The sequence below is a fragment of the Microbacterium sp. Soil_C_42 genome (assembly GCF_057656735.1).
In genome coordinates this window covers 1-17,567 of record NZ_JBDGJU010000017.1, presented here as the reverse complement: position 1 = coordinate 17,567, position 17,567 = coordinate 1, and the positions used below count along the sequence as shown (strand labels likewise).

19 protein-coding genes and 1 riboswitch are annotated in these 17,567 nt (G+C 72.4%); of the genes, 8 read left to right on the top strand and 11 right to left on the bottom strand.

Annotation, left to right across the window (positions count from 1 at the left end; translation table 11 throughout):
• Positions 1-114: 114 nt before the first annotated feature.
• The 3 genes from AC3A46_RS11695 to AC3A46_RS11685 all read left to right on the top strand — a co-directional run bounded on the left by AC3A46_RS11695 (position 115) and on the right by AC3A46_RS11685 (position 1,788).
• Positions 115-291: a DUF488 domain-containing protein gene (locus AC3A46_RS11695; RefSeq protein WP_487665333.1), complete on the top strand. Its 177-nt coding sequence runs from the start codon at positions 115-117 to the stop codon at positions 289-291.
• Positions 292-559: 268 nt separating this feature from the next.
• Positions 560-1,285, top strand: a complete 726-nt coding sequence (locus AC3A46_RS11690; RefSeq protein WP_487665332.1) for a phosphotransferase — start codon at positions 560-562, stop codon at positions 1,283-1,285.
• Positions 1,282-1,788: an SRPBCC domain-containing protein gene (locus AC3A46_RS11685; protein ID WP_487665331.1), complete on the top strand. Its 507-nt coding sequence runs from the start codon at positions 1,282-1,284 to the stop codon at positions 1,786-1,788. The genes AC3A46_RS11690 and AC3A46_RS11685 overlap by 4 nt, the downstream gene beginning before the upstream one ends.
• 77 nt (positions 1,789-1,865) lie before the next feature.
• On the opposite strand, the gene AC3A46_RS11680 is transcribed toward AC3A46_RS11685, so the two are convergent.
• The 3 genes from AC3A46_RS11680 to AC3A46_RS11670 form a co-directional block, all read right to left on the bottom strand.
• Positions 1,866-2,666: an energy-coupling factor transporter transmembrane component T family protein gene (locus tag AC3A46_RS11680; protein ID WP_487665330.1), complete on the bottom strand. Its 801-nt coding sequence runs from the start codon at positions 2,664-2,666 to the stop codon at positions 1,866-1,868.
• Positions 2,663-4,138 carry an ABC transporter ATP-binding protein gene (locus AC3A46_RS11675; protein WP_487665329.1) on the bottom strand — a complete coding sequence of 492 codons (1,476 nt, stop codon included), beginning with the start codon at positions 4,136-4,138 and terminating at the stop codon, positions 2,663-2,665. Before AC3A46_RS11675 ends, AC3A46_RS11680 begins: the two co-directional genes overlap by 4 nt.
• Position 4,139: 1 nt before the next feature.
• The gene (locus AC3A46_RS11670) at positions 4,140-4,784 is read right to left on the bottom strand and encodes an ECF transporter S component (protein ID WP_487665328.1); all 645 of its coding nucleotides are present in this window, start codon (positions 4,782-4,784) and stop codon (positions 4,140-4,142) included.
• A riboswitch (TPP riboswitch) is annotated at positions 4,777-4,886 on the bottom strand. (Overlaps the previous gene by 8 nt.)
• A gap of 37 nt (positions 4,887-4,923) precedes the next feature.
• Between AC3A46_RS11670 and AC3A46_RS11665 the strand changes: the two genes are divergently transcribed.
• Positions 4,924-6,573 carry a D-alanyl-D-alanine carboxypeptidase family protein gene (locus tag AC3A46_RS11665; RefSeq protein ID WP_487665327.1) on the top strand — a complete coding sequence of 550 codons (1,650 nt, stop codon included), beginning with the start codon at positions 4,924-4,926 and terminating at the stop codon, positions 6,571-6,573.
• Between the two features lie 18 nt (positions 6,574-6,591).
• Here the strand turns inward: AC3A46_RS11665 and AC3A46_RS11660 are convergent, their stop codons facing one another.
• From AC3A46_RS11660 to AC3A46_RS11650, 3 genes are read right to left on the bottom strand one after another with little or no spacing between them, the layout of a single operon-like run.
• Positions 6,592-7,005 carry an RbsD/FucU family protein gene (locus AC3A46_RS11660; RefSeq protein ID WP_487665326.1) on the bottom strand — a complete coding sequence of 138 codons (414 nt, stop codon included), beginning with the start codon at positions 7,003-7,005 and terminating at the stop codon, positions 6,592-6,594.
• A gap of 13 nt (positions 7,006-7,018) precedes the next feature.
• Positions 7,019-7,981 (bottom strand): aldo/keto reductase, encoded by a 963-nt coding sequence (locus AC3A46_RS11655; protein WP_487665325.1) that lies wholly within the window; start codon positions 7,979-7,981, stop codon positions 7,019-7,021.
• The gene (locus AC3A46_RS11650; RefSeq protein ID WP_487665324.1) at positions 7,968-9,263 is read right to left on the bottom strand and encodes an enolase C-terminal domain-like protein; all 1,296 of its coding nucleotides are present in this window, start codon (positions 9,261-9,263) and stop codon (positions 7,968-7,970) included. The genes AC3A46_RS11655 and AC3A46_RS11650 overlap by 14 nt, the downstream gene beginning before the upstream one ends.
• A 135-nt stretch (positions 9,264-9,398) precedes the next feature.
• Here AC3A46_RS11650 and AC3A46_RS11645 point away from each other — a divergent pair, with 135 nt between their 5' ends.
• Together AC3A46_RS11645 and AC3A46_RS11640 are read left to right on the top strand one after the other, a co-directional pair.
• Positions 9,399-10,259: a fumarylacetoacetate hydrolase family protein gene (locus tag AC3A46_RS11645; protein ID WP_487665323.1), complete on the top strand. Its 861-nt coding sequence runs from the start codon at positions 9,399-9,401 to the stop codon at positions 10,257-10,259.
• Positions 10,241-11,017, top strand: coding sequence for an SDR family NAD(P)-dependent oxidoreductase (locus AC3A46_RS11640; protein ID WP_487665322.1), 777 nt, complete (start codon positions 10,241-10,243; stop codon positions 11,015-11,017). Before AC3A46_RS11645 ends, AC3A46_RS11640 begins: the two co-directional genes overlap by 19 nt.
• A gap of 206 nt (positions 11,018-11,223) precedes the next feature.
• On the opposite strand, the gene AC3A46_RS11635 is transcribed toward AC3A46_RS11640, so the two are convergent.
• Entirely contained in the window at positions 11,224-12,072 is an 849-nt protein-coding gene (locus AC3A46_RS11635) for an amidohydrolase family protein (protein ID WP_487665321.1), read from the bottom strand.
• A gap of 109 nt (positions 12,073-12,181) precedes the next feature.
• On the opposite strand from AC3A46_RS11635, the gene AC3A46_RS11630 reads away from it, so the two are divergent.
• On the top strand, positions 12,182-12,859 hold the full coding sequence (locus AC3A46_RS11630; RefSeq protein ID WP_487665320.1) for a FadR/GntR family transcriptional regulator: 678 nt from the start codon (positions 12,182-12,184) through the stop codon (positions 12,857-12,859).
• Positions 12,860-13,006: 147 nt separating this feature from the next.
• Here the strand turns inward: AC3A46_RS11630 and AC3A46_RS11625 are convergent, their stop codons facing one another.
• The 4 genes from AC3A46_RS11625 to AC3A46_RS11610 form a co-directional block, all read right to left on the bottom strand.
• Complete coding sequence (locus tag AC3A46_RS11625; RefSeq protein WP_487665319.1) at positions 13,007-13,933, bottom strand: J domain-containing protein; 927 nt, start codon at positions 13,931-13,933, stop codon at positions 13,007-13,009.
• A 159-nt stretch (positions 13,934-14,092) separates the two neighbouring features.
• Positions 14,093-14,662, bottom strand: a complete 570-nt coding sequence (locus tag AC3A46_RS11620; RefSeq protein ID WP_487665318.1) for a hypothetical protein — start codon at positions 14,660-14,662, stop codon at positions 14,093-14,095.
• Entirely contained in the window at positions 14,659-15,504 is an 846-nt protein-coding gene (locus tag AC3A46_RS11615) for an LssY C-terminal domain-containing protein (RefSeq protein ID WP_487665317.1), read from the bottom strand. The genes AC3A46_RS11620 and AC3A46_RS11615 overlap by 4 nt, the downstream gene beginning before the upstream one ends.
• A 27-nt stretch (positions 15,505-15,531) precedes the next feature.
• Positions 15,532-16,605 (bottom strand): enoyl-CoA hydratase/isomerase family protein, encoded by a 1,074-nt coding sequence (locus AC3A46_RS11610; RefSeq protein ID WP_487665316.1) that lies wholly within the window; start codon positions 16,603-16,605, stop codon positions 15,532-15,534.
• 149 nt (positions 16,606-16,754) lie between these two features.
• Between AC3A46_RS11610 and AC3A46_RS11605 the strand changes: the two genes are divergently transcribed.
• Positions 16,755-17,567 (top strand): ABC transporter ATP-binding protein (locus tag AC3A46_RS11605; RefSeq protein WP_487665315.1); only part of this gene is annotated, 813 nt, incomplete at its 3' end.

The following is a 17,567-nucleotide window of genomic DNA, read 5'->3' as shown; positions in this document are numbered from 1 at the left end:
GCACCCCCAGGCAGGCGGGTTGCATGGGCGGATGGAGATCCGGCTGAAGCGCGTCTGCGACGACCCGCCCCCCGGGCGACGGCTTCCCCGTCCGGGGCGACCGTCTCCGGCCGCGTGGCCTATCGAAGGAGCGCGGCGCTCGACCTGTGGGCGAAGGAGGTCGCGCCCTCGACCGAGCTGCGCAAGGCCTTCCACCACGACGACCTGTCGTGGTCGGAGTTCGAGGCGGCGTACCGGGCCCAGCTCGCCGCACCCACGGCCGGCGCGGTGGGTGCGCTGCGCTCGCCGTGATGCTCGTTCATGCGGTGCACGACGACACCCACAACCACGCCGTGATCCTCCGCGAGGCGCTCGAGGCCTGAGTCGTGCCGGTCCTCTCCCCGCGGTGCCGTCCGGGAAAAGCATCGATTCGGTGTCCGGGACCTGCGAAGTCCGGACTTCGAGCGTCGGCGCGCCCCGGATCTGGAGGAGACCGTCCAGGAAACGCATCACTCCGGAGTCCAGAACCCGCGAAGTCCGGACTTCGCAGGGCGGGCCCGCGCGCGGGAGGATGGAACTCGTGTCGATCCCCGTCGCCGACGTCGCCGTCCCCGAACGCGTGAGCGCGCTCGCGCGCGGCGCCGGGCTCACCCCCGTCTGGCTCAACGGGCTCGGCGGCACCACGTTCCGCACCGACGACGGCAGGTACCTCAAGTACGGCCCGCGCAACGCCGAGACATCGTTCGCGGGCGAGGCGGAACGGCTGCGGTGGGCGGCGCAGTACACCGTCGTGCCGCAGGTGCTCGAGGCCGGAGGCGACGACACCCACGAATGGCTGGTGACGGCCGCGCTTCCGGGCCTGTCGGCGGTGGACCCGCGATGGATCCGGGATGCCGGCACCGCCGTCCGCGCGGTCGGCGAGGGTCTGCGCGCGCTCCACGACGCGCTGCCGGTCGACGGCTGCCCGTTCGACTGGGGCGTGCCCGGGCGCATCGCGAACGCCCGGGGGCGCGGCATCCGTGTTCCCGATGAGCTCCGGGACGCCCCGCCGATCGACCGGCTGGTCGTGTGCCACGGCGACGCCTGCTGCCCGAACACGCTGATCGGCGACGACGGCCGATGGAGCGGGCACGTCGACCTCGGCGCGCTGGGCGTCGCGGACCGGTGGGCCGACATCGCCGTGGCGTCGATGTCGACGGCGTGGAACTATGGCGAGGGATGGGAGGACGCCCTCATCGAGGCGTACGGGATCGAGCCCGATCGCGAGCGCCTGTCGTACTACCGGGAGCTGTGGAACGCGACATGACCGAGATCACCGGGAACGTATGTGACATCGACGGCAAGCCGACCCTCGTGATCCTCCGCCGCTTCCGCGCGACCGCCGACGACGTGTGGCGCGAGCTCACCGAGTCCGCGCGGCTCGAGCGGTGGATCGGCCGCTGGGAGGGCGATCCCGCGACCGGGCACGTCACGTTCTTCATGACGGCGGAGGATCCGGATGCCTCGGGTGAGGAGTACACGATCCTCGAGTGCGACCGCCCGCGGCGCTTCGCCGGCGACACCTCGGCCGGATCGGGTGCGTGGCACCTGTGGTTCGAGCTCGCCCCGGACGAGCACGGCGACACCGTGCTCACGTTCGGTCAGCGCCTGGGCCCCGAGGACGAGGTCGGCTCGATCGGACCGGGGTGGGAGTACTACCTCGACCGCCTGGTCGCGGCCCAGGCGGGCGTGGACGTCGGCACCGTGAACTGGGACGACTACTTCCCCGCGCTGCAGCCCGGCTACGAGCGGCTGGTCGCCGGAGGCTGAACCGGGGTCGAAGCACCAGTCGTTGAGCGAAGGGCACTGGCGCCCGCAGACGAAACGTCGTCGAACCGGCGCCGCGCTCAGGACCAGACGAACCGGAACGTGCCCGCCGCGACCGCCGCACCGATCGCGAGGGCCATGATCACGGTGCCGCCCAGCAGCGCCACGGCGTCGCGCGGGTGCAGCCGCGACGGCCGCGCCCACGTGCGCGGAATGCCCGAGCCGAAGCCGCGCGCCTCCATCGCCATCGCGAGCTTGGTGCCGCGGCGCACCGCGAACACGAGCAGCACGAAGGCCATCGAGAAGAACCGGCGCACGGCGCCGCTGTCGCCGACGCCCCGCGCCCGGCGCGCGAGCCCCATGCTGCGCCAGTCGTCGAGGAAGAGCCCGAGCGTGCGGGTGCCGGCGAGTACGCCGAGCACGAACCGGGACGGCAGCTTCGCGACCTGGGCGAGCGCGTCGGCGAGCTCGGTCGGGTCGGTGCGGCCGAACAGCAGGATCGTCGGCAGGGCGAGCGCGAGCACGCGCAGGCACACCGCGATCGCCAGGGCGATGGAGTCATCGCTGATCGTCGCGTACCAGAACGACCAGTAGACGGTGCCGCCGGGCTCCGCGTACAGCAGCATGCTGAGGCCCGCGACCGGCGCGAAGACCAGGATGGGCAGCATCCGTTTCAGCACCGTCAGGGCGGCGAGGCCTGTCAGCGGGATGCAGGCGAGCTGGAGCACGATGGCCACCAGGGCGCTCGTGGCGTCGATGGACGCGAAGAGGGGCACCGACAGCAGCAGCGCGAGCACGATCTTCGTGACCGGGTTCACCCCGTCGAGCCAGGCGCGGGGCGCGGCGTCGACCTCGGCGGTGCGCGCGTCGACGGCGGTCACGATCCCACCCCCGCCGGAACGGGAGTGCCGAGCTCGATGCGGTGGCCGCCGAGATGGCGCAGCACGTCCTCGTCGTGGGTGACGGCGACGACCGTCGTGCCGGCGGCGATCTCGGACTGCAGCAGCTGCACGAGCTCGATCCAGCCGCGGCGGTCCTGACCGAAGGTCGGTTCGTCGAGCACGATCACCGGGGGCGCGTCGGCCAGCACGGTCGCGACCGAGAGCCTGCGCTGCTGCCCGCCCGAGAGGGTGAACGGGTTCGCGGCGGCGAGCGGTGCCAGGTGCAGACGCTCGAGCAGTTCGTCGACGATCTGGTCGACGGCGGCCGGGTCGACGCCGCGCGAACGCGGCCCGATGGCGAGCTCGTCGCGCACGGTCGCGGCGAGGAACTGGTGCTCGGGCTCCTGGAACACCGTGCCGATGCGCGTGAGCAGCTCGCGCGACGTCCACTTCGACGGGCGCCGGCCGGAGCGGCCCGCGAGTTCCGGCGCGGACTCGACGCGACCCGCCGCCTCGGGCAGCAGCCCCGCGAGCGTCAGGGCGAGCGTGGACTTGCCGGCGCCGTTCGGCCCGGTGATCACGGTCGCGGCCCCGCGCGGCACGGCGAGGTCGAGCCCCGCGCGCACGATCGTGCGGCCGTCACGGGAGATCGAGAGAGCGGATGCCGCCACCGCCGCCGGCGCGTCGGCCCGGGCGGAAGCGAGGACGGGCAGGTCGACCGGGTGGTCCGGCACCCACACGCCGGCCGCCGCGAGCGTGGCGCCGTGGCGCGCGAACACCTCGGCGGGCGTCCCGTCGGCGAGGAGGCCGCCGTCGGCCCCGACCACGATGACGCGGTCCATGAGATCGGCCCACACCGCGGTGCGGTGCTCGATCACGACGAGCGTCGCGCCCGTCTCACGCACCGCACGCTCGACGGCGTCGCGCACCTCGCGGACTCCGTCCGGATCGAGGTTGGCGGTGGGCTCGTCGAGCAGGAGCACCCCCGGCCGCATCGCCAGCACCCCGGCGAGGGCGAGGCGCTGCTTCTGCCCCCCGGAGAGCGCCTTGGTGGGCCGGGTCAGCGGAACGTCGAGCCCGACGGCGTCGAGCGCCTCTGCGACCCGAGCCGGGATCCGGGCGGCCGGAACACCGAGGTTCTCGCAGCCGAAGGCGACGTCGTCCCCCACCTTCGACAGCACGACCCCGGCGTCAGGGTCCTGCAGCACGAGCCCGACGCGACCGCGGTGAGCCTCGGCGCGTCCACCGTCGATGAGGAGCGCGCCGGTCTCGTCACCCTCGTCGGCGCCGCCGAGGAGACCTGCCATGCCGGCGAGCAGCGTCGACTTGCCCGCGCCGGATGCGCCGAGCAGAAGCACGCGCTCCCCGGGCTCGATCGTGAACGAGACGTCGTGGACGGCGGCGGCCCGGCGTCCGCCGTAGCGCCACCCCCAGCCCGCCGCCGTGATGCGGCCGGGGCGGGTCGCCGTCACGTCAGACCTCGCGGCGCGCTTCGCGTCCGACGGCGAAGCGGTTGAGGGCACCGGTCGCGGCGAGCCCGCGCACGGCGAACCAGCCGACGAGGCCCGCGAGCAGCGCGCCCGAGGCCGCCAGCGACACCAGGTAGATGACGTTGAACTCGAGGGTCTTCAGGATGTTGGGCGAGCTGCCGTAGAACAGCTCGAACACCCATGCGCCGACCGCGGCGCCGACACCGGCGAGCATCGCGACGGGCAGCGTGAAGCGGCGGTAGAGGAAGATCGCGAACACGAGCTCGGCGCCCAGACCCTGGACCAGTCCCGACAGCAGGGTCGAGACGCCCCACATGTTGCCGATGAGCATCGAGACGATCGCGGCGATCACCTCGACCAGGAGGGCCGCCCCGGGCTTGCGGATGACGAGACCGCCGATGACGCCGCCGATGAGCCAGATGCCGACGGCGATGCCGCCCAGGCCCGGCGTGAGGGCGTCCATCGTGGTGAACCAGGCGTAGCCGACGGTGTTCCAGGCCCAGAAGACCAGGCCGATCGCGACGCCGAGAACCGCGGCGACGACGATGTCGACGACCCGCCAGCGCAGGCTCCGCGGGGCCTTCGAGTGGGCCGCAACGGGGGTGGATGCGGACGTGGACGCGTGCATATGAGCTCCTCCCTGCGCCGGCATGATCCGGATCAGGTTCGACGGTCGAAGCGTGGATCGCTTCCTCTCAGCCCGGCTCACCGGACTCCCGTGGTGTTGGCGACGAGTATACCGCCGGTTCAGCAGGTATTTTGGGGGGGTGACTTCGGACGACACCCCCGCACCCACGCGTCGCGCGCGACGCGTGCAGACCGGGGCCGTCCCGGTCGCGGGTTCCGAAGACGCGCCCGACGGCGGCATCCTCACGATCCAGACGGGTGAGACCGATACGGTCTACCCGCCGTCGAGCACCGCTGCGGTGGACGTGACCGCGGCCGCTCCGACGATCGCCACCGTGCCCGTCGCCGAGGCGCCGTCGGTCGCGACGTGGAACCCCGCGGAGCCCGTCGAGCCGTCCGGCTTCGCGCTCCCGACCGACGTCGGCACCCCGACCGTCGCCGCGGTCACCGGCGGGCACACCGCACTCGCCTGGGTCGACGAGTCCGTCGTCGCGCACGGCGCAGCCCCCGCCGACCTCACCGCGGCCGCGACGCCGTATGTGGCGGTCGAGGCGGACCTCCTCTCCGACGCCCCGCGCCGCTCCCCGTTCCGCGCCGCCGTCGTGGTGCCGACGCTCGCGATCGCGGCGGTCGTCGGCGCGTACGCGGCGACGACCCTGCTGTGGCCGCTGCACGCTGTCGCCCCCACCGTCACCGCGATGGAGGTGCAGCCGATCGCGGCGCCCGCCGCCGCGCCTGCGTGGCCCGCTGAGGGCAGCGCGGCCGAAGCGGTCGCCGGCATCACGGGAACGCTCGCCTCCACGGCCGATCCCGACGCGATCGCCAGCATCACCAAGATCGTGACCGCGCTGGTCGTGCTCGAGGAGATGCCGCTCGCCGTGGGCGAGCAGGGACCGGAGTACCGCTTCACACCGGCCGACCGCTCGCGCTACTGGCAGTACCGCGCGGGCGGCGAGTCGGCGCTCGACGTCCCCGTCGGCGGCTCGCTCACCCAGTACCAGATGCTCGAGGGCATGCTCATCGGCTCGGCGAACAACTACGCGGACCGGCTCGCGCAGGACATCTGGCCCTCCGACGCCGTCTTCGCGTCCGCCGCCAACGCCTGGCTCACCGCCCACGGCGTTCCCGGGATCACCGTCCGCGAACCCACCGGCATGGACTCGCGCAACGCCGCGAGCCCCGAGGCACTCGTGACGCTCGCGCAGAAGGCGCTCGCCCACCCGGTCATCGCCGAGATCGTCGCGAAGCAGTCCGTCGACCTCCCCGGCGCCGGGCGCGTCGAGAACACCAACGGCCTCCTCGCCGATCCGGGCGTGGTCGGCATCAAGACCGGCACGCTGGACGCCTGGAACCTGCTCTCGGCGAAAGACGTCACGATCGGCGACCAGACCGTGCGCCTCTATGCGTCGGTGCTGGGTCAGCCGAACGACGAGGCCCGCCTCGCCGCATCGCGCGCGCTGTACGCGCAGATGGAGGCGGAGCTGCAGCCCCAGCCCTCTGTGGCGGCCAGCACCGTGGCCGGCCAGGTCGAGACGCTGTGGGGCGACAAGGTCGACATCGTCACGTCCGCAGACGCCTCGGTGATCCTCTGGAACGGCGGCAGCGGCACCGTCGCCACCAGCTACGACCTCGGTGACAGCCGCGACGCCGGCGATGTCGTCGGCTCGCTCAGCGTGACCGGACCGCTCGACGCCACCACCGTCGATCTGACGCTCGCGGCCGAGATCGCGGATCCGTCGCCGTGGTGGCGCCTCACGCACCCGCTGGACCTCTTCGGTCTCAACGGCTGAGCCGCGGGAGAGACCCGCTCAGGCGGACGGGTGACCCACGACGCCCTTGCGCAGCAGCGCGTTGCCGTAGGCGCGCGTCTCGCCGGTGCGCACGATGACGTACGCGGTCTTCGCGAGCACGTAGTACTCGAACCGGTCGACGTAGCGCGGATCGTCGACGCCCGCCGCGGCGGCGAGCTCGCGCTGCACGTCGAGCACCTCGCCGTCGGCCGATGCCATGAGATCCAGCGCGGGTGCGTCGTCGAGCGGCACCACACTGCGCACAGCCGCCAGCACCTCGGGCGTCGTCGTTCCCGGCAGATCGATGACGCGTGCACCGATGGCCCACGCCGGGAAGTGCGCGTCGGCGATCACGACCGCGTCGGAGTGGCCCATGCGGTCCAGGTGGAGCAACAGCTCCCCGGTCAGGAGGGGGTTGATGCCCTCGAGCATGAGGATCCCTTCGTCAGCGGATGAGGCCGTCCGCGGCCAGATCGTCCCACAGCGCGGCGGGGATGTCGATCGCCATGAGCTCGGAGTTCCGGCGCACGTGCTCGGGCCTGCTCCCGCCCACGACGACCGAGCGCACCGCGGTGTCTCGCAGCGCGAACTGCACCGCCGCGGCGGGCAGCGGCACGTCGTGCGCGCGGCATACGGCGAGGATCGCCTGCAGATGCTCCCACAGCGGTTCCGGCATCCGTCCGTACTCGTAACGGCCGGATCTCTCCGGCTCGTCCTTGGCGAGCAGGCCGGAGTTGAAGACGGATGCTGCCACCACCCCGGTCTCGCGCGCATGGCAGGCGGGCAGCACGGCGTCGGCGGCCGGCTGCTCGAGCAGCGTGTAGCGGCCCGCGATCATGACGAGGTCGAGATCGGCGCTCTCGACGGCCGCGGCGAGCGCCTCGCTCACCATGGAGCCGATGCCGATCGCGCGGGCCGCGCCTTCGGCGCGCAGCTGCTCGAGCGCGGGGAACGCCTCGCGGAGCGCGAGGTCGAGGTCGTGGCGCTCGGGATCGTGCAGGTAGAGCACGTCGACGCGGTCGAGGCCGAGGCGCTCGAGGGACTCCTCGAGGCTCGCCCTGATGCCCGCCCCGGAGAAGTCCCACTCGCGGCGCAGCGCGGTCGGGACGTGGAAGTCGGCGGCGAGATCGAGACCGCCGTCGTCATCGGGGTTGGGGCGCAGCAGCCGCCCGACCTTCGTCGAGATCACGAACTCGTCGCGCGGCTTGGTCCGCAGGAACGCGCCCAGGCGCCGCTCCGACAGCCCCAGGCCGTAGTGGGGAGCGGTGTCGTAGTAGCGGATGCCGCTCTCCCAGGCCGCGTCGAGGATGGCCCAGGCCTGGTCGTCGCTGAGTTCGCGGAAGAGGTTGCCGATGTTCGCCGCGCCGTACCCGAGCCGCGTGAGCGCACGGAGTTCAGGCCGCGGCATCCGTCGTCCCGAATTCGTACTCGGCCCGGCTGGCCGCCTTCATCTCCATGCCGGTGCCGGGCGCCGTCGGTGCCACGTACACGCCTCCGCGGACCTCGGTCGGCACGACGAAGTGCTCGTGCAGGTGGTCGACGTACTCGATCATGCGACCTTCGCGGGTGCCGGTGACGGCCACGAAGTCGAACATCGAGAGGTGCTGCACGGCCTCGCAGAGACCGACGCCGCCCGCGTGCGGGCACACCGGAATGCCGAACTTGGCCGCCAGCAGCAGGTTCGCGATGTTCTCGTTGACGCCGCCGACGCGCGCCGCGTCGATCTGCATGACCGAGATCGCCCCGGCCTGCAGCAGCTGCTTGAAGATGACGCGGTTCTGCGCGTGCTCCCCCGTCGCGACCCGCACCGGCGCGACGCCACGCGCGATCTCGGCGTGACCGAGCACGTCGTCGGGGCTCGTGGGCTCTTCGATCCACGCGGGGTCGAACTCGGCGAGCGCGTTCACCCACGCGATCGCCTCGGACACCTCCCAGCGCTGGTTGGCGTCGATCGCGATCGGGAAGCCTTCGCCGCAGACCTCGCGCGCCACGCGAAGGCGACGGATGTCGTCATCGAGGTCGGCGCCGACCTTGAGCTTGATCTGGCCGAAGCCGTCGGCGATCGCCTCCCGGCACAGGCGCGCGAGCTTCTCGTCGGAGTAGCCCAGCCAGCCGGGGCTCGTCGTGTACGCGGGGTAGCCGGTGGCGAGGAGCTCCTGCTCGCGCTCGGCCCGACCGGGCTCGGCGTCGCGGAGGATCTGCAGCGCGTCCTCGGGGGTGAGGGCGTTCGTGAGGTAGCGGAAGTCGACGAGCGCGACGAGCTCCTCGGGGCTCATGCGCGACAGCAGCTGCCACAGCGGGAGTCCGGCGCGCTTGGCCTTGATGTCCCACAGCGCGTTGACGACGGCGCCGATGGCCATGTGCATGACGCCCTTCTCGGGACCGAGCCAGCGCAGCTGCGAGTCGCCGATGAGCTCGCGGTTGGTCGCGCCCATGTCGTCGAGGAGCGGCTCGAGCTCCCGACCCACGAGGTGGGCGGCGAGCGCGTCGAGCGCGGCGACCTGCACATCGTTGCCGCGCCCGATCGTGAACACGAAGGCGTGTCCCGAGACTCGGTCCGAGGCATCCGTCACGATGCGGAGATAGGCGGCGGAGTAGTCCGGGTCGGGATTCATCGCGTCGGAGCCGTCGAGGCTCAGTGACGTGGGGAATCGGATGTCTGTCGTCTCGAAGGCGACGATGCGGCTCACGGGGCGTTCTCCAGCGGTTCGCGGTTCGGGGTGTCGAACCGCTCGAAGTGTAAACATCCGATGTCTATACTGTCAATCATGCCCGAAGGAGGCGACGGCACCGACGCCGCCCCACATCGAGAAACCAGGAGAACCATGAAGTTCGCCCGCCTCGGCGAGTCCGGCAGCGAGATCCCCGTCGTCATCGACGGCAGCCGTCACCTGGATCTCCGTCCCCTCACATCCGATGTCGACGGCCGATTCCTCGCCGATGACCCGACCGGCCGCACCTCTGCCGCGATCGCCGAGGGACTCCTCCCGGAGCTCGAGGGAGCCGCCGACCTGCGCATCGGCGCCCCGATCGCGCGTCCGAGCGCCGTCATCTGCATCGGCCAGAACTATGCCGCGCACGCGCGCGAGTCCGGTGCGGAGCCGCCGACCGTGCCGATCATCTTCCTCAAGACGCCGAACACCGTCGTCGGGCCGAACGACGCGGTGACGATCCCCCGGGGCAGCGAGAAGACCGACTGGGAGGTCGAGCTCGGCGTCGTGATCGGCCGTCGCGCCGCCTACCTCGACAGCCCCGACGAGGCCGGCGCGCACATCGCCGGCTACGTCGTAGCCAACGACGTCTCGGAGCGCACGTTCCAGATGGAGATCTCGGGCGGGCAGTGGTCCAAGGGCAAGATCGCCCACGGCTTCAACCCGACGGGCCCATGGCTGGTCACGGCCGACGAGGTCGACGCCCAGAACCTCGGCCTGAGGAGCTTCGTCAACGGCGAACCCCGCCAGGACTCGAACACCAGCGACATGATCTTCGACGTGCGCGCCATCGTGCACCACCTCTCGCAGTTCGTCACCCTCGAGCCCGGCGACCTGATCCTCACCGGCACGCCGCAGGGCGTGGCGTTCGGCGGCAGGTTCCCGTACCTGAAGGCCGGCGACATCGTCGACATCGAGATCGACGGTCTCGGTGCGCAGCGCCAGGAGTTCGTGGCATGGGAGGCCTCGCGATGAGCGGCCGGCAGCTGGACGGCCTCGTCGCCGTCGTCACCGGCGGCGCGTCGGGAATCGGCGCCGCGATCGCGACCGCACTCGCGGACGAGGGCGCCGAGGTCGCGGTGCTCGACCTCGATCCGTCCGGCGCCGACCCGCGGTTCGCCGCGTTCGCCGCGGACGTGTCGGACCGCGCCGCGGTCGACCGGGCGATCGCCGCGGTCGGTGAGCGGTTCGGGCGCATCGACATCCTCGTGAACAACGCGGGGATCGGCGCGCAGGGCGACATCGCGGCGAACGACGACGCCGAATGGGCGCGCGTGCTCTCCATCAACGTCACCGGCATCGCCCGCGTCACGGCGGCGGCACTGCCGTGGCTGCGGGACTCGCCGTCCGCGGCGATCTGCAACACGTCGTCGATCGCGGCGACCGCCGGCCTGCCCCAGCGCGCGCTGTACAGCGCCTCGAAGGGCGCCGTGCTCTCGCTCACCCGCGCGATGGCCGCCGATCACCTGCGGGAGGGCATCCGCGTCAATGCCGTCAATCCCGGCACCGCCGACACCCCGTGGATCGGCCGCCTGCTCGCAAGCGCCCCCGACCCCGTCGCCGAGCGCGCCGCGCTGGAGGCGCGCCAGCCCCACGGCCGCCTGGTGTCGGCCGCCGAGGTCGCCGGCGCGGTGCTGTACCTGGTGAGCCCGTCGTCGGGTTCGACGACGGGCACCTACATCGAGGTGGACGGCGGGATGTCGCCGCTCCGCCTCCGCCCTGCCGGCTCCTGACTCATCGCGCCAGGCGGTAGATCGCGCTCCCGGCCGCGGCATCCGTCCCACAGGTCAACCGAGGTTCTACAGGACGATTGCCCGCCGGGTCTCCTGTAAGACCCTGGTTGACCTGTCGAACGCGCACGCGGTCGAACGCGCACGCGGGCGGGCGGACGGGCGCGGGCGCGCGTGGGGCCCCACGCTTCCGGCGGGGACGGATGCCGCTACCCGAGCCGGTAGAAGCGCTCCGCGTTCTCGGCGAGCACCGCCTTCCGGTGGCGCTCGTCGACGCGGTCGTCCAGCCACGACGTCACCGTGTCGAGCCACCGCCCGTACGGACCCGAGACGGGCCAGTCGCTGCCGAACAGCAGCCGGCGGGGGCCGAAGGCGTCGAGCGCCACGTCGAGGAACGGCCGCATCTGGGCGTCGGTCCATTCGCCGGGAGACTCCGCCGGCAGGCCCGAGAGCTTGCACACCACGTTCGGGCGCCGGGCCAGGTCGCGCAGAGACTGCGCCCACGGCGTGCCGTCGGCGGGTTCGGCGTCGCCGGCCGAGCCCACCTCGGGCTTGCCGAGGTGGTCGAGCACGATGGCGAGGTCGGGCAGCGCGTCCGCGAGCGCGACCACGTCCGGCAGCTGCTCCCACCGCACGCAGGCGTCGAACGAGAGTCCGGCGGCGGCCATCGCCTCCGCCCCGCGCAGGAAGCCCGGCCGCAGGCAGAAGCCCTCGGGCTCGGACTGCAGCAGCCGTCGCGCCCCGACGACGAGCGGCCGCTCCGCGAACGCCGCGAGGTGCTGCTCGGTGGCGGCGGGGTCCTCCAGCGGCGCGCGCGCCACGATCCCCCGCACCGGCACGCGGTCGGTCAGCGAGGCGACCCAGTCGACCTCGGCGACCGCCTGCTCCGGTGCGCACTCGGCCTGCACGAACACGAAGCCGCAGTCGGCGTCGGGGGCGTCCTGCAGGGCGAGATCGAGCTCGTCGGGTCCGAAAGATCGGAGCAGAGGCCCTTCCAGCCACTCGTAGGTCAGGACCTCGGGGTCCCAGAGATGGAGGTGTCCGTCCACGACTCGCATGCCACCATCATGCCGCCGACGCGCGGTGGGCACAGCGGGGCCCCCGCCCCCGGAGAGCGAGGGCGAGCGGGGCCCGTGTTCCCTGACATCCGATGTCTAAAATGGGCCGGTGGCCGTCACCGACGAAGCGATCGAGAAGATCAAGGACATGATCGTCCGCGGCGAGCTGGTGCCGGGGTCGCGCCTGCCTCCCGAGAAGGACCTCGCCGAGCGCCTGGGCCTCTCGCGCAACTCGATGCGCGAGGCCGTCAAGGCACTGGAGGTCATCCGGGTGCTCGACGTGCGGCGCGGCGACGGCACGTACGTCACGAGCCTCGAGCCGAAGCTGCTGCTCGAGGCGATCTCGTTCGTCGTCGACCTGCACGACGACGACTCGCTGCTCGAGATCTTCGCGGTTCGTCGCGTCCTCGAGTCCCACGCGACGGGGCTCGCGGCGCAGCGTGCCGACGATGACGACGTGGCGGGACTGGATGCCGAGATCCGCGGCGTCGCGACCGACACCGACATCCAGACCCTGGTCGAGCACGACGTGCGCTTCCACAGCGCGATCGCACGGCTCGCGGGCAACGACTACCTGGCGAGCCTGCTCGAGAGCCTCACCAGCCAGACGGTCCGGGCCCGCGTGTGGCGCGGGCTCACCCAGGCGGGCGCGGTCGAGCGGACGCTCGCCGAGCATCGCGCGATCCTCGACGCGATCGCCGACCACGATGTCGAGCTCGCCACTTCGGTGGCCCAGGTGCACATCTCGGGCATCGAGCGCTGGCTGCGCCAGGCCCGCGACGCCTGAGCCCGTCCGGCGACGCCCCGGCGCAGCATCCGTCCACTGCACACGATCTCACCGAGTGCACACGCTGTGCACGCGCACAACGCGTGCACTCGGTGAGAGCACACGATGCGCACACCCGCGACGCCGCCGCGGCTTCACGCCGGCGGGCTACGCGAAGCGCACGGTCTGCTGCAGGCGCGTGCGGTAGTCGAAAACCTCGTTGCCGCCGATGTCGCGGGCGCCCGAGATGCCGCGGCGCAGCACCGTGGCCAGGGCGCTGCGCGAGACGACCGCGATTCGCACGCCGCGGACGCGCCCGATCTCGTCGAGCGGGGTGAGCACGTCCTCGTCGGGCAGCACGACGATCGCGCCGCTGAAGCGCACCCCGGCGGCGCGTGCGATCCCGCGCATGCGCGAGAGCAGCTCGGCGAGCGGGGCGCCGGGAACGCCGTCGCCGACGAACTCGCCGCGGCGGATGCGCGCCGGGCCCCCGAAGTCCTCCGACAGCACGCCGTACAGGCCGCTCGGGCCGAGCACGATGTGGTCGATCTTCGCGTCGGGGTCGGCGTCGCGCCCCGCGGCCGCCACGTCGTGCCACACCGTGTACCCCATGCCGAGGTCGGCGACGATGCGGGCCGTCGCCTCCTCGGCGAGCGCGTCGGCCAAGAGGCGGCGCAGCGCCACCGGGGCCGAGCGCACGAGCGCCGGGTCGTACGGGTCCTCGAGCGTGACGCCGCGGCCGGCCCACTCGCGGATCAGGGTGAGGTAGCGCTCGCGGCGCCAGCCGCCCGGATGCCCGTAGGAGCGGGCGCGCGGACGCGTGTCGGTGCGCGCTGCGGGCGGGCGCCAGCCCGACCACTCCGGAGCCGCCGCCTCGCCGAAGCCGTGCCCGCGGTCGTACGCCGCACGGGCCTCCGGCGTGCCGACGAGCTCCCATGCCCGCTGCACCTGGATGAACACCGCCGCGTCGCCGCCGGTGTCGGGGTGCGTCTGCCGCAGGCGCAGTCGGTAGGCCTTGCGGAGGGTCTCCTCGTCGACCTCGGGGGCGACCGCGAGCACCTCGTACGCCGACGCCGAGAGCGGACTGTCGAACACGTGCCCTCCCCCGGGACTGCGATGACGGATGCTGCGCGCCGCTGCCTGCGGCGGGATTCAGGTTACGTCACCTGGAGTCGTCCTCGACCCGACCGCTCCCCCGTCACGAAGCGCCGGACCTCGCGACGCCTGGTGACAGGCGAGCAGTGAGGAGCGGAGTCAGCGGTGCTCGTTGCGGCGCGCGTAGGCGGCGGCGCTGCGACTGGACAGCGCGAGCAGGACGAGGATGTCGAGACTCAGCGACACGTAGGTCGTGTCGAGCGTGATCTCCTGCCCCTGCGCCCACCAGGCCACGAACGAGGTGCTGATGGAGCCGACCGCGATGATCATGACGATCACGCGCGCCCAGTTGTGGCCGCGGTAGACGAACACGGCGAACAGGAGGTCGATGAGGAGCACCGCGGCGCCCGCCGCCAGCACGAACCACAGCGCGGCCTGAGCGCCGGCGGGAGAAGGGTCGAAGCCCTCGAGAACCGAGTCAGGGTCGGACAGGAGCGCGTCCCAGCCGGTGGCGATGCCCGCCAGCACCACCACCCCCGCAAGCACGCGAAGGAGGATGAGACCGGTTCCGGCGATCGTCGAGATCGGCCGTTTCATCCCAGGGTCGTAGCGCGGCGGCTTCAGCAGGCGCTTCGCCGGCTCGTAGGCCGGGCGCTTCTGGGGCGCCGGCATCGGTGCGCCCGCCGCGCCGGCTCCTCCCTCAGCGACCGGCTCCTCCCCCGCGCTCACGCCGGCACCTCCCCCGCGCTCTCGACGATCGGCTCGACCGCGCGCACGTCCACGATCGGGAGGTCCCCGTCGGTGCGGATGCTGTCGCCGCCGCCGTTGCGGGCGTGATAGCCGGTGGCGAAGTCGGGGATGACGTCCACGGCGACGCGGGAGTCGGCATCCGTCACCGTCTGCACGATGTGGTCGCGCTCGACGTCGGTGTCGGCGTCGATGCGGTGCGTGACCTGCAGCGTGAACAGCGACAGCCCGACACTGGTGTCGAAGGTGCCGGCGGCGAGCCAGTCGACGCGGCGCCCGCCGGGCAGCAGCCAGTCGTCGGGGCACCGCCAGAACCGCACATGGTGGCGCTGGGCGGGATTGCCGTCGACCTCCTGCTGGTAGGCGAAGTCCTGCTGGCGTCCGAACAGGAAGAGCGGGCTCACCGGCGCCTCGTCGTAGCTGCGGCGCGTGAGCGTCGACGTGATGATGCGCCACGACGAGCCGAGGGTCACCGGGTCGGCCTCGGTCCAGCCGGCGGCCTCGAGCGATGCGCGGATCTGGTCACCGGTGCCGTGGAACGCGAGGTTCACGGGGTCGCCGAGCAGTCCGTCACTGGTCCGGGTGCGGCCGATGAAGTAGTCCGGCACGTAGATCGTGGTGAGGATGCGGTGCAGCCGCGGCAGCACCAGATACGCGAGCAGCACCCAGAACGCGAGGAAGAACGGGATGCCCCACCACCCGACGTGGAACGTCTCGGTGAGGCTGAGATACGCGAGCCAGAGGGCCGCGAGCCCCGCGAAGACGAAGAAGAACCAGTCGATCGCGACGCCGATCGAGTAGCTCCTCCGCCGCCGGGTGCTCACGATCCCTCCTCGCCGCCGACGCCCGCGTCAGTCCCAGAGCGGAACGCCGGGTCGGTGGCCGAGGGCGGTCTGGGCGACATCGTCGGGCAGGTCGGCGAGGGTCGCCGGCTGCCACTTCGGCGTGCGGTCCTTGTCGATCACCTGCGCCCTGATGCCCTCCGGCAGGTCGGGCTGGGTCGTCGCGAACCACATCACCAGCCCGTACTCCTGGTCGAGCGCGTCCCTGAGCCCCGGCAGCTCCCGCGCGCGGCGGACCGCGGCGAGCGTCACAGCGAGACCGGTCGGCGACAGTTCACCGAGCAGGTCGGCGGTGGCGGATGCCTCGGGCTCGGGGCGCGCCCGCAGCCTCTCGACGATCTCGGCGACGGTGTCGGCCGCGAACGCGTCGTCGATCCACTCCCGCGCGGCGATGAGCTTCGAGGGCGCGGGGGTCTCGTCGAACAGCAGGACGAGCTCCGTCGGGCTGGAGGGATCGGCCCGCGTCTCCAGCGCGTCGCGGACCGCGTCGAGGTTCTCGTGGGGCACGTAGTGGTCGGCGAATCCGGCGTAGATGGCGTCCGAGGCATCCATCACCGCGCCCGTCAGCCCGAGGTACTCGCCCAGGCGGCCCGGCGCGTGGGCGAGCAGCCACGTACCGCCGACGTCGGGGGTGAAGCCGATGCGGGTCTCGGGCATCGCCAGCTGCGAGCGTTCGGTCACGATGCGGATCGCTGCGTGACCGGCGACGCCGATGCCGCCTCCCATCGTGATGCCGTCGGCGAAGGCGACGAACGGCTTCGGGTACTCGGCGATGCGCGCGTTGATCGCGTACTCGGCGCGGAAGAACACCGCCGCGTCGTCGGCGCGGCCGCTCGTGACCTGCTCGGCGAGACCACGCACGTCGCCGCCGGCGCACAGCCCGCGCGCGCCGGCGCCGTCGAGCAGCACCACGTCGACCTCGGTGTCGTGCTCCCATGCGTCGAGCGCCGCGTGCAGCTGCTCGACCATACCCAGGTCGAGCGCGTTGATCGCGCGGGGCCGGTTGAGGGTGAGGCGCCCGAGCCCTCCGCTCGTGCTCACGAGGACGGTGGGCTCCGCGGCGGCTTCGGCGAGGTCGGTCACGAGCGCAACGTTACCGGCACGGCGAACTTCTCCCACGCTGAGACCGGATTTCCGCCAGGATGGGACGGAGTTCTGCTGTGAGTCCGCAATGGAGCGGCCCCGTACCTTGCCCCGCGGAGTGTCGCCCACGACCAACGAGAGGGTTCGGCATGCCCGAAGGCCAGTCGCTGGAGTTCTCAGGTGTCACGAAGCGCTTCGGCGCCGTCACAGCGGTCGCAGGCCTCACAGCTCGGGTCGAACCCGGACTGGTCACCGGATTCCTCGGCCCGAACGGCGCAGGCAAGACCACCACGCTGCGGATCCTCCTCGGGCTCGTCACGGCGACGGACGGCCACGCCACGATCGGCGGCAAGCGCTACACCGAGCTCGACAAGCCGCTGCAGAGCGTCGGCGCGGTCCTCGAAGCATCCAGCTTCCATCCCGGCCGCACCGCCACCGCGCACCTCACGATCTACGCGCAGGCCGCCGGCATCGCGACGTCGCGTGTCGGCGAGGTGCTGGACCTGGTGGGACTGACGGATGCCGCGAACCGCAAGGTCGGCGGATACTCGCTCGGCATGCGCCAGCGCCTCGGCCTCGCGTACGCGCTGCTCGGCGACCCGGGCGTTCTGGTGCTCGACGAGCCGGCGAACGGACTGGACCCCGAGGGCATCCGCTGGATGCGCGGGTTCCTCCGGCAGCTCGCGAGCGAGGGCCGGACCGTGCTCGTCTCGTCGCACCTGCTCGCCGAGGTGCAGCAGACCGTCGATGCGCTGCTGATCATCTCGCGCGGGCGCCTGGTCTTCCAGGGCGGCGTCGACGAGCTGACGGACCCGCGCGAGTACGCCACCGTCGTCGACTCACCCGACCGGGCGGCGCTCGGCGCCGCGCTGAAGGCCGCCGACGTGCCCTTCGAGGTGCTGCGCTCAGGCGTCACCGTGCGCGGCGTCGACCCCGCCGCGGTCGGCGCGGCAGCCGCCGCC

Bases quoted from the DNA above. Each gene is read 5' to 3' on its own strand.
- AC3A46_RS11685 (WP_487665331.1), top strand. From the start codon at position 1,282: ATGACCGAGATCACCGGGAACGTATGTGACATCGACGGCAAGCCGACC.
- AC3A46_RS11670 (WP_487665328.1), bottom strand. From the start codon at position 4,784: ATGCACGCGTCCACGTCCGCATCCACCCCCGTTGCGGCCCACTCGAAG.
- AC3A46_RS11660 (WP_487665326.1), bottom strand. From the start codon at position 7,005: ATGCTCGAGGGCATCAACCCCCTCCTGACCGGGGAGCTGTTGCTCCAC.
- AC3A46_RS11655 (WP_487665325.1), bottom strand. From the start codon at position 7,981: ATGCCGCGGCCTGAACTCCGTGCGCTCACGCGGCTCGGGTACGGCGCG.
- AC3A46_RS11645 (WP_487665323.1), top strand. From the start codon at position 9,399: ATGAAGTTCGCCCGCCTCGGCGAGTCCGGCAGCGAGATCCCCGTCGTC.
- AC3A46_RS11640 (WP_487665322.1), top strand. From the start codon at position 10,241: ATGGGAGGCCTCGCGATGAGCGGCCGGCAGCTGGACGGCCTCGTCGCC.
- AC3A46_RS11635 (WP_487665321.1), bottom strand. From the start codon at position 12,072: ATGCGAGTCGTGGACGGACACCTCCATCTCTGGGACCCCGAGGTCCTG.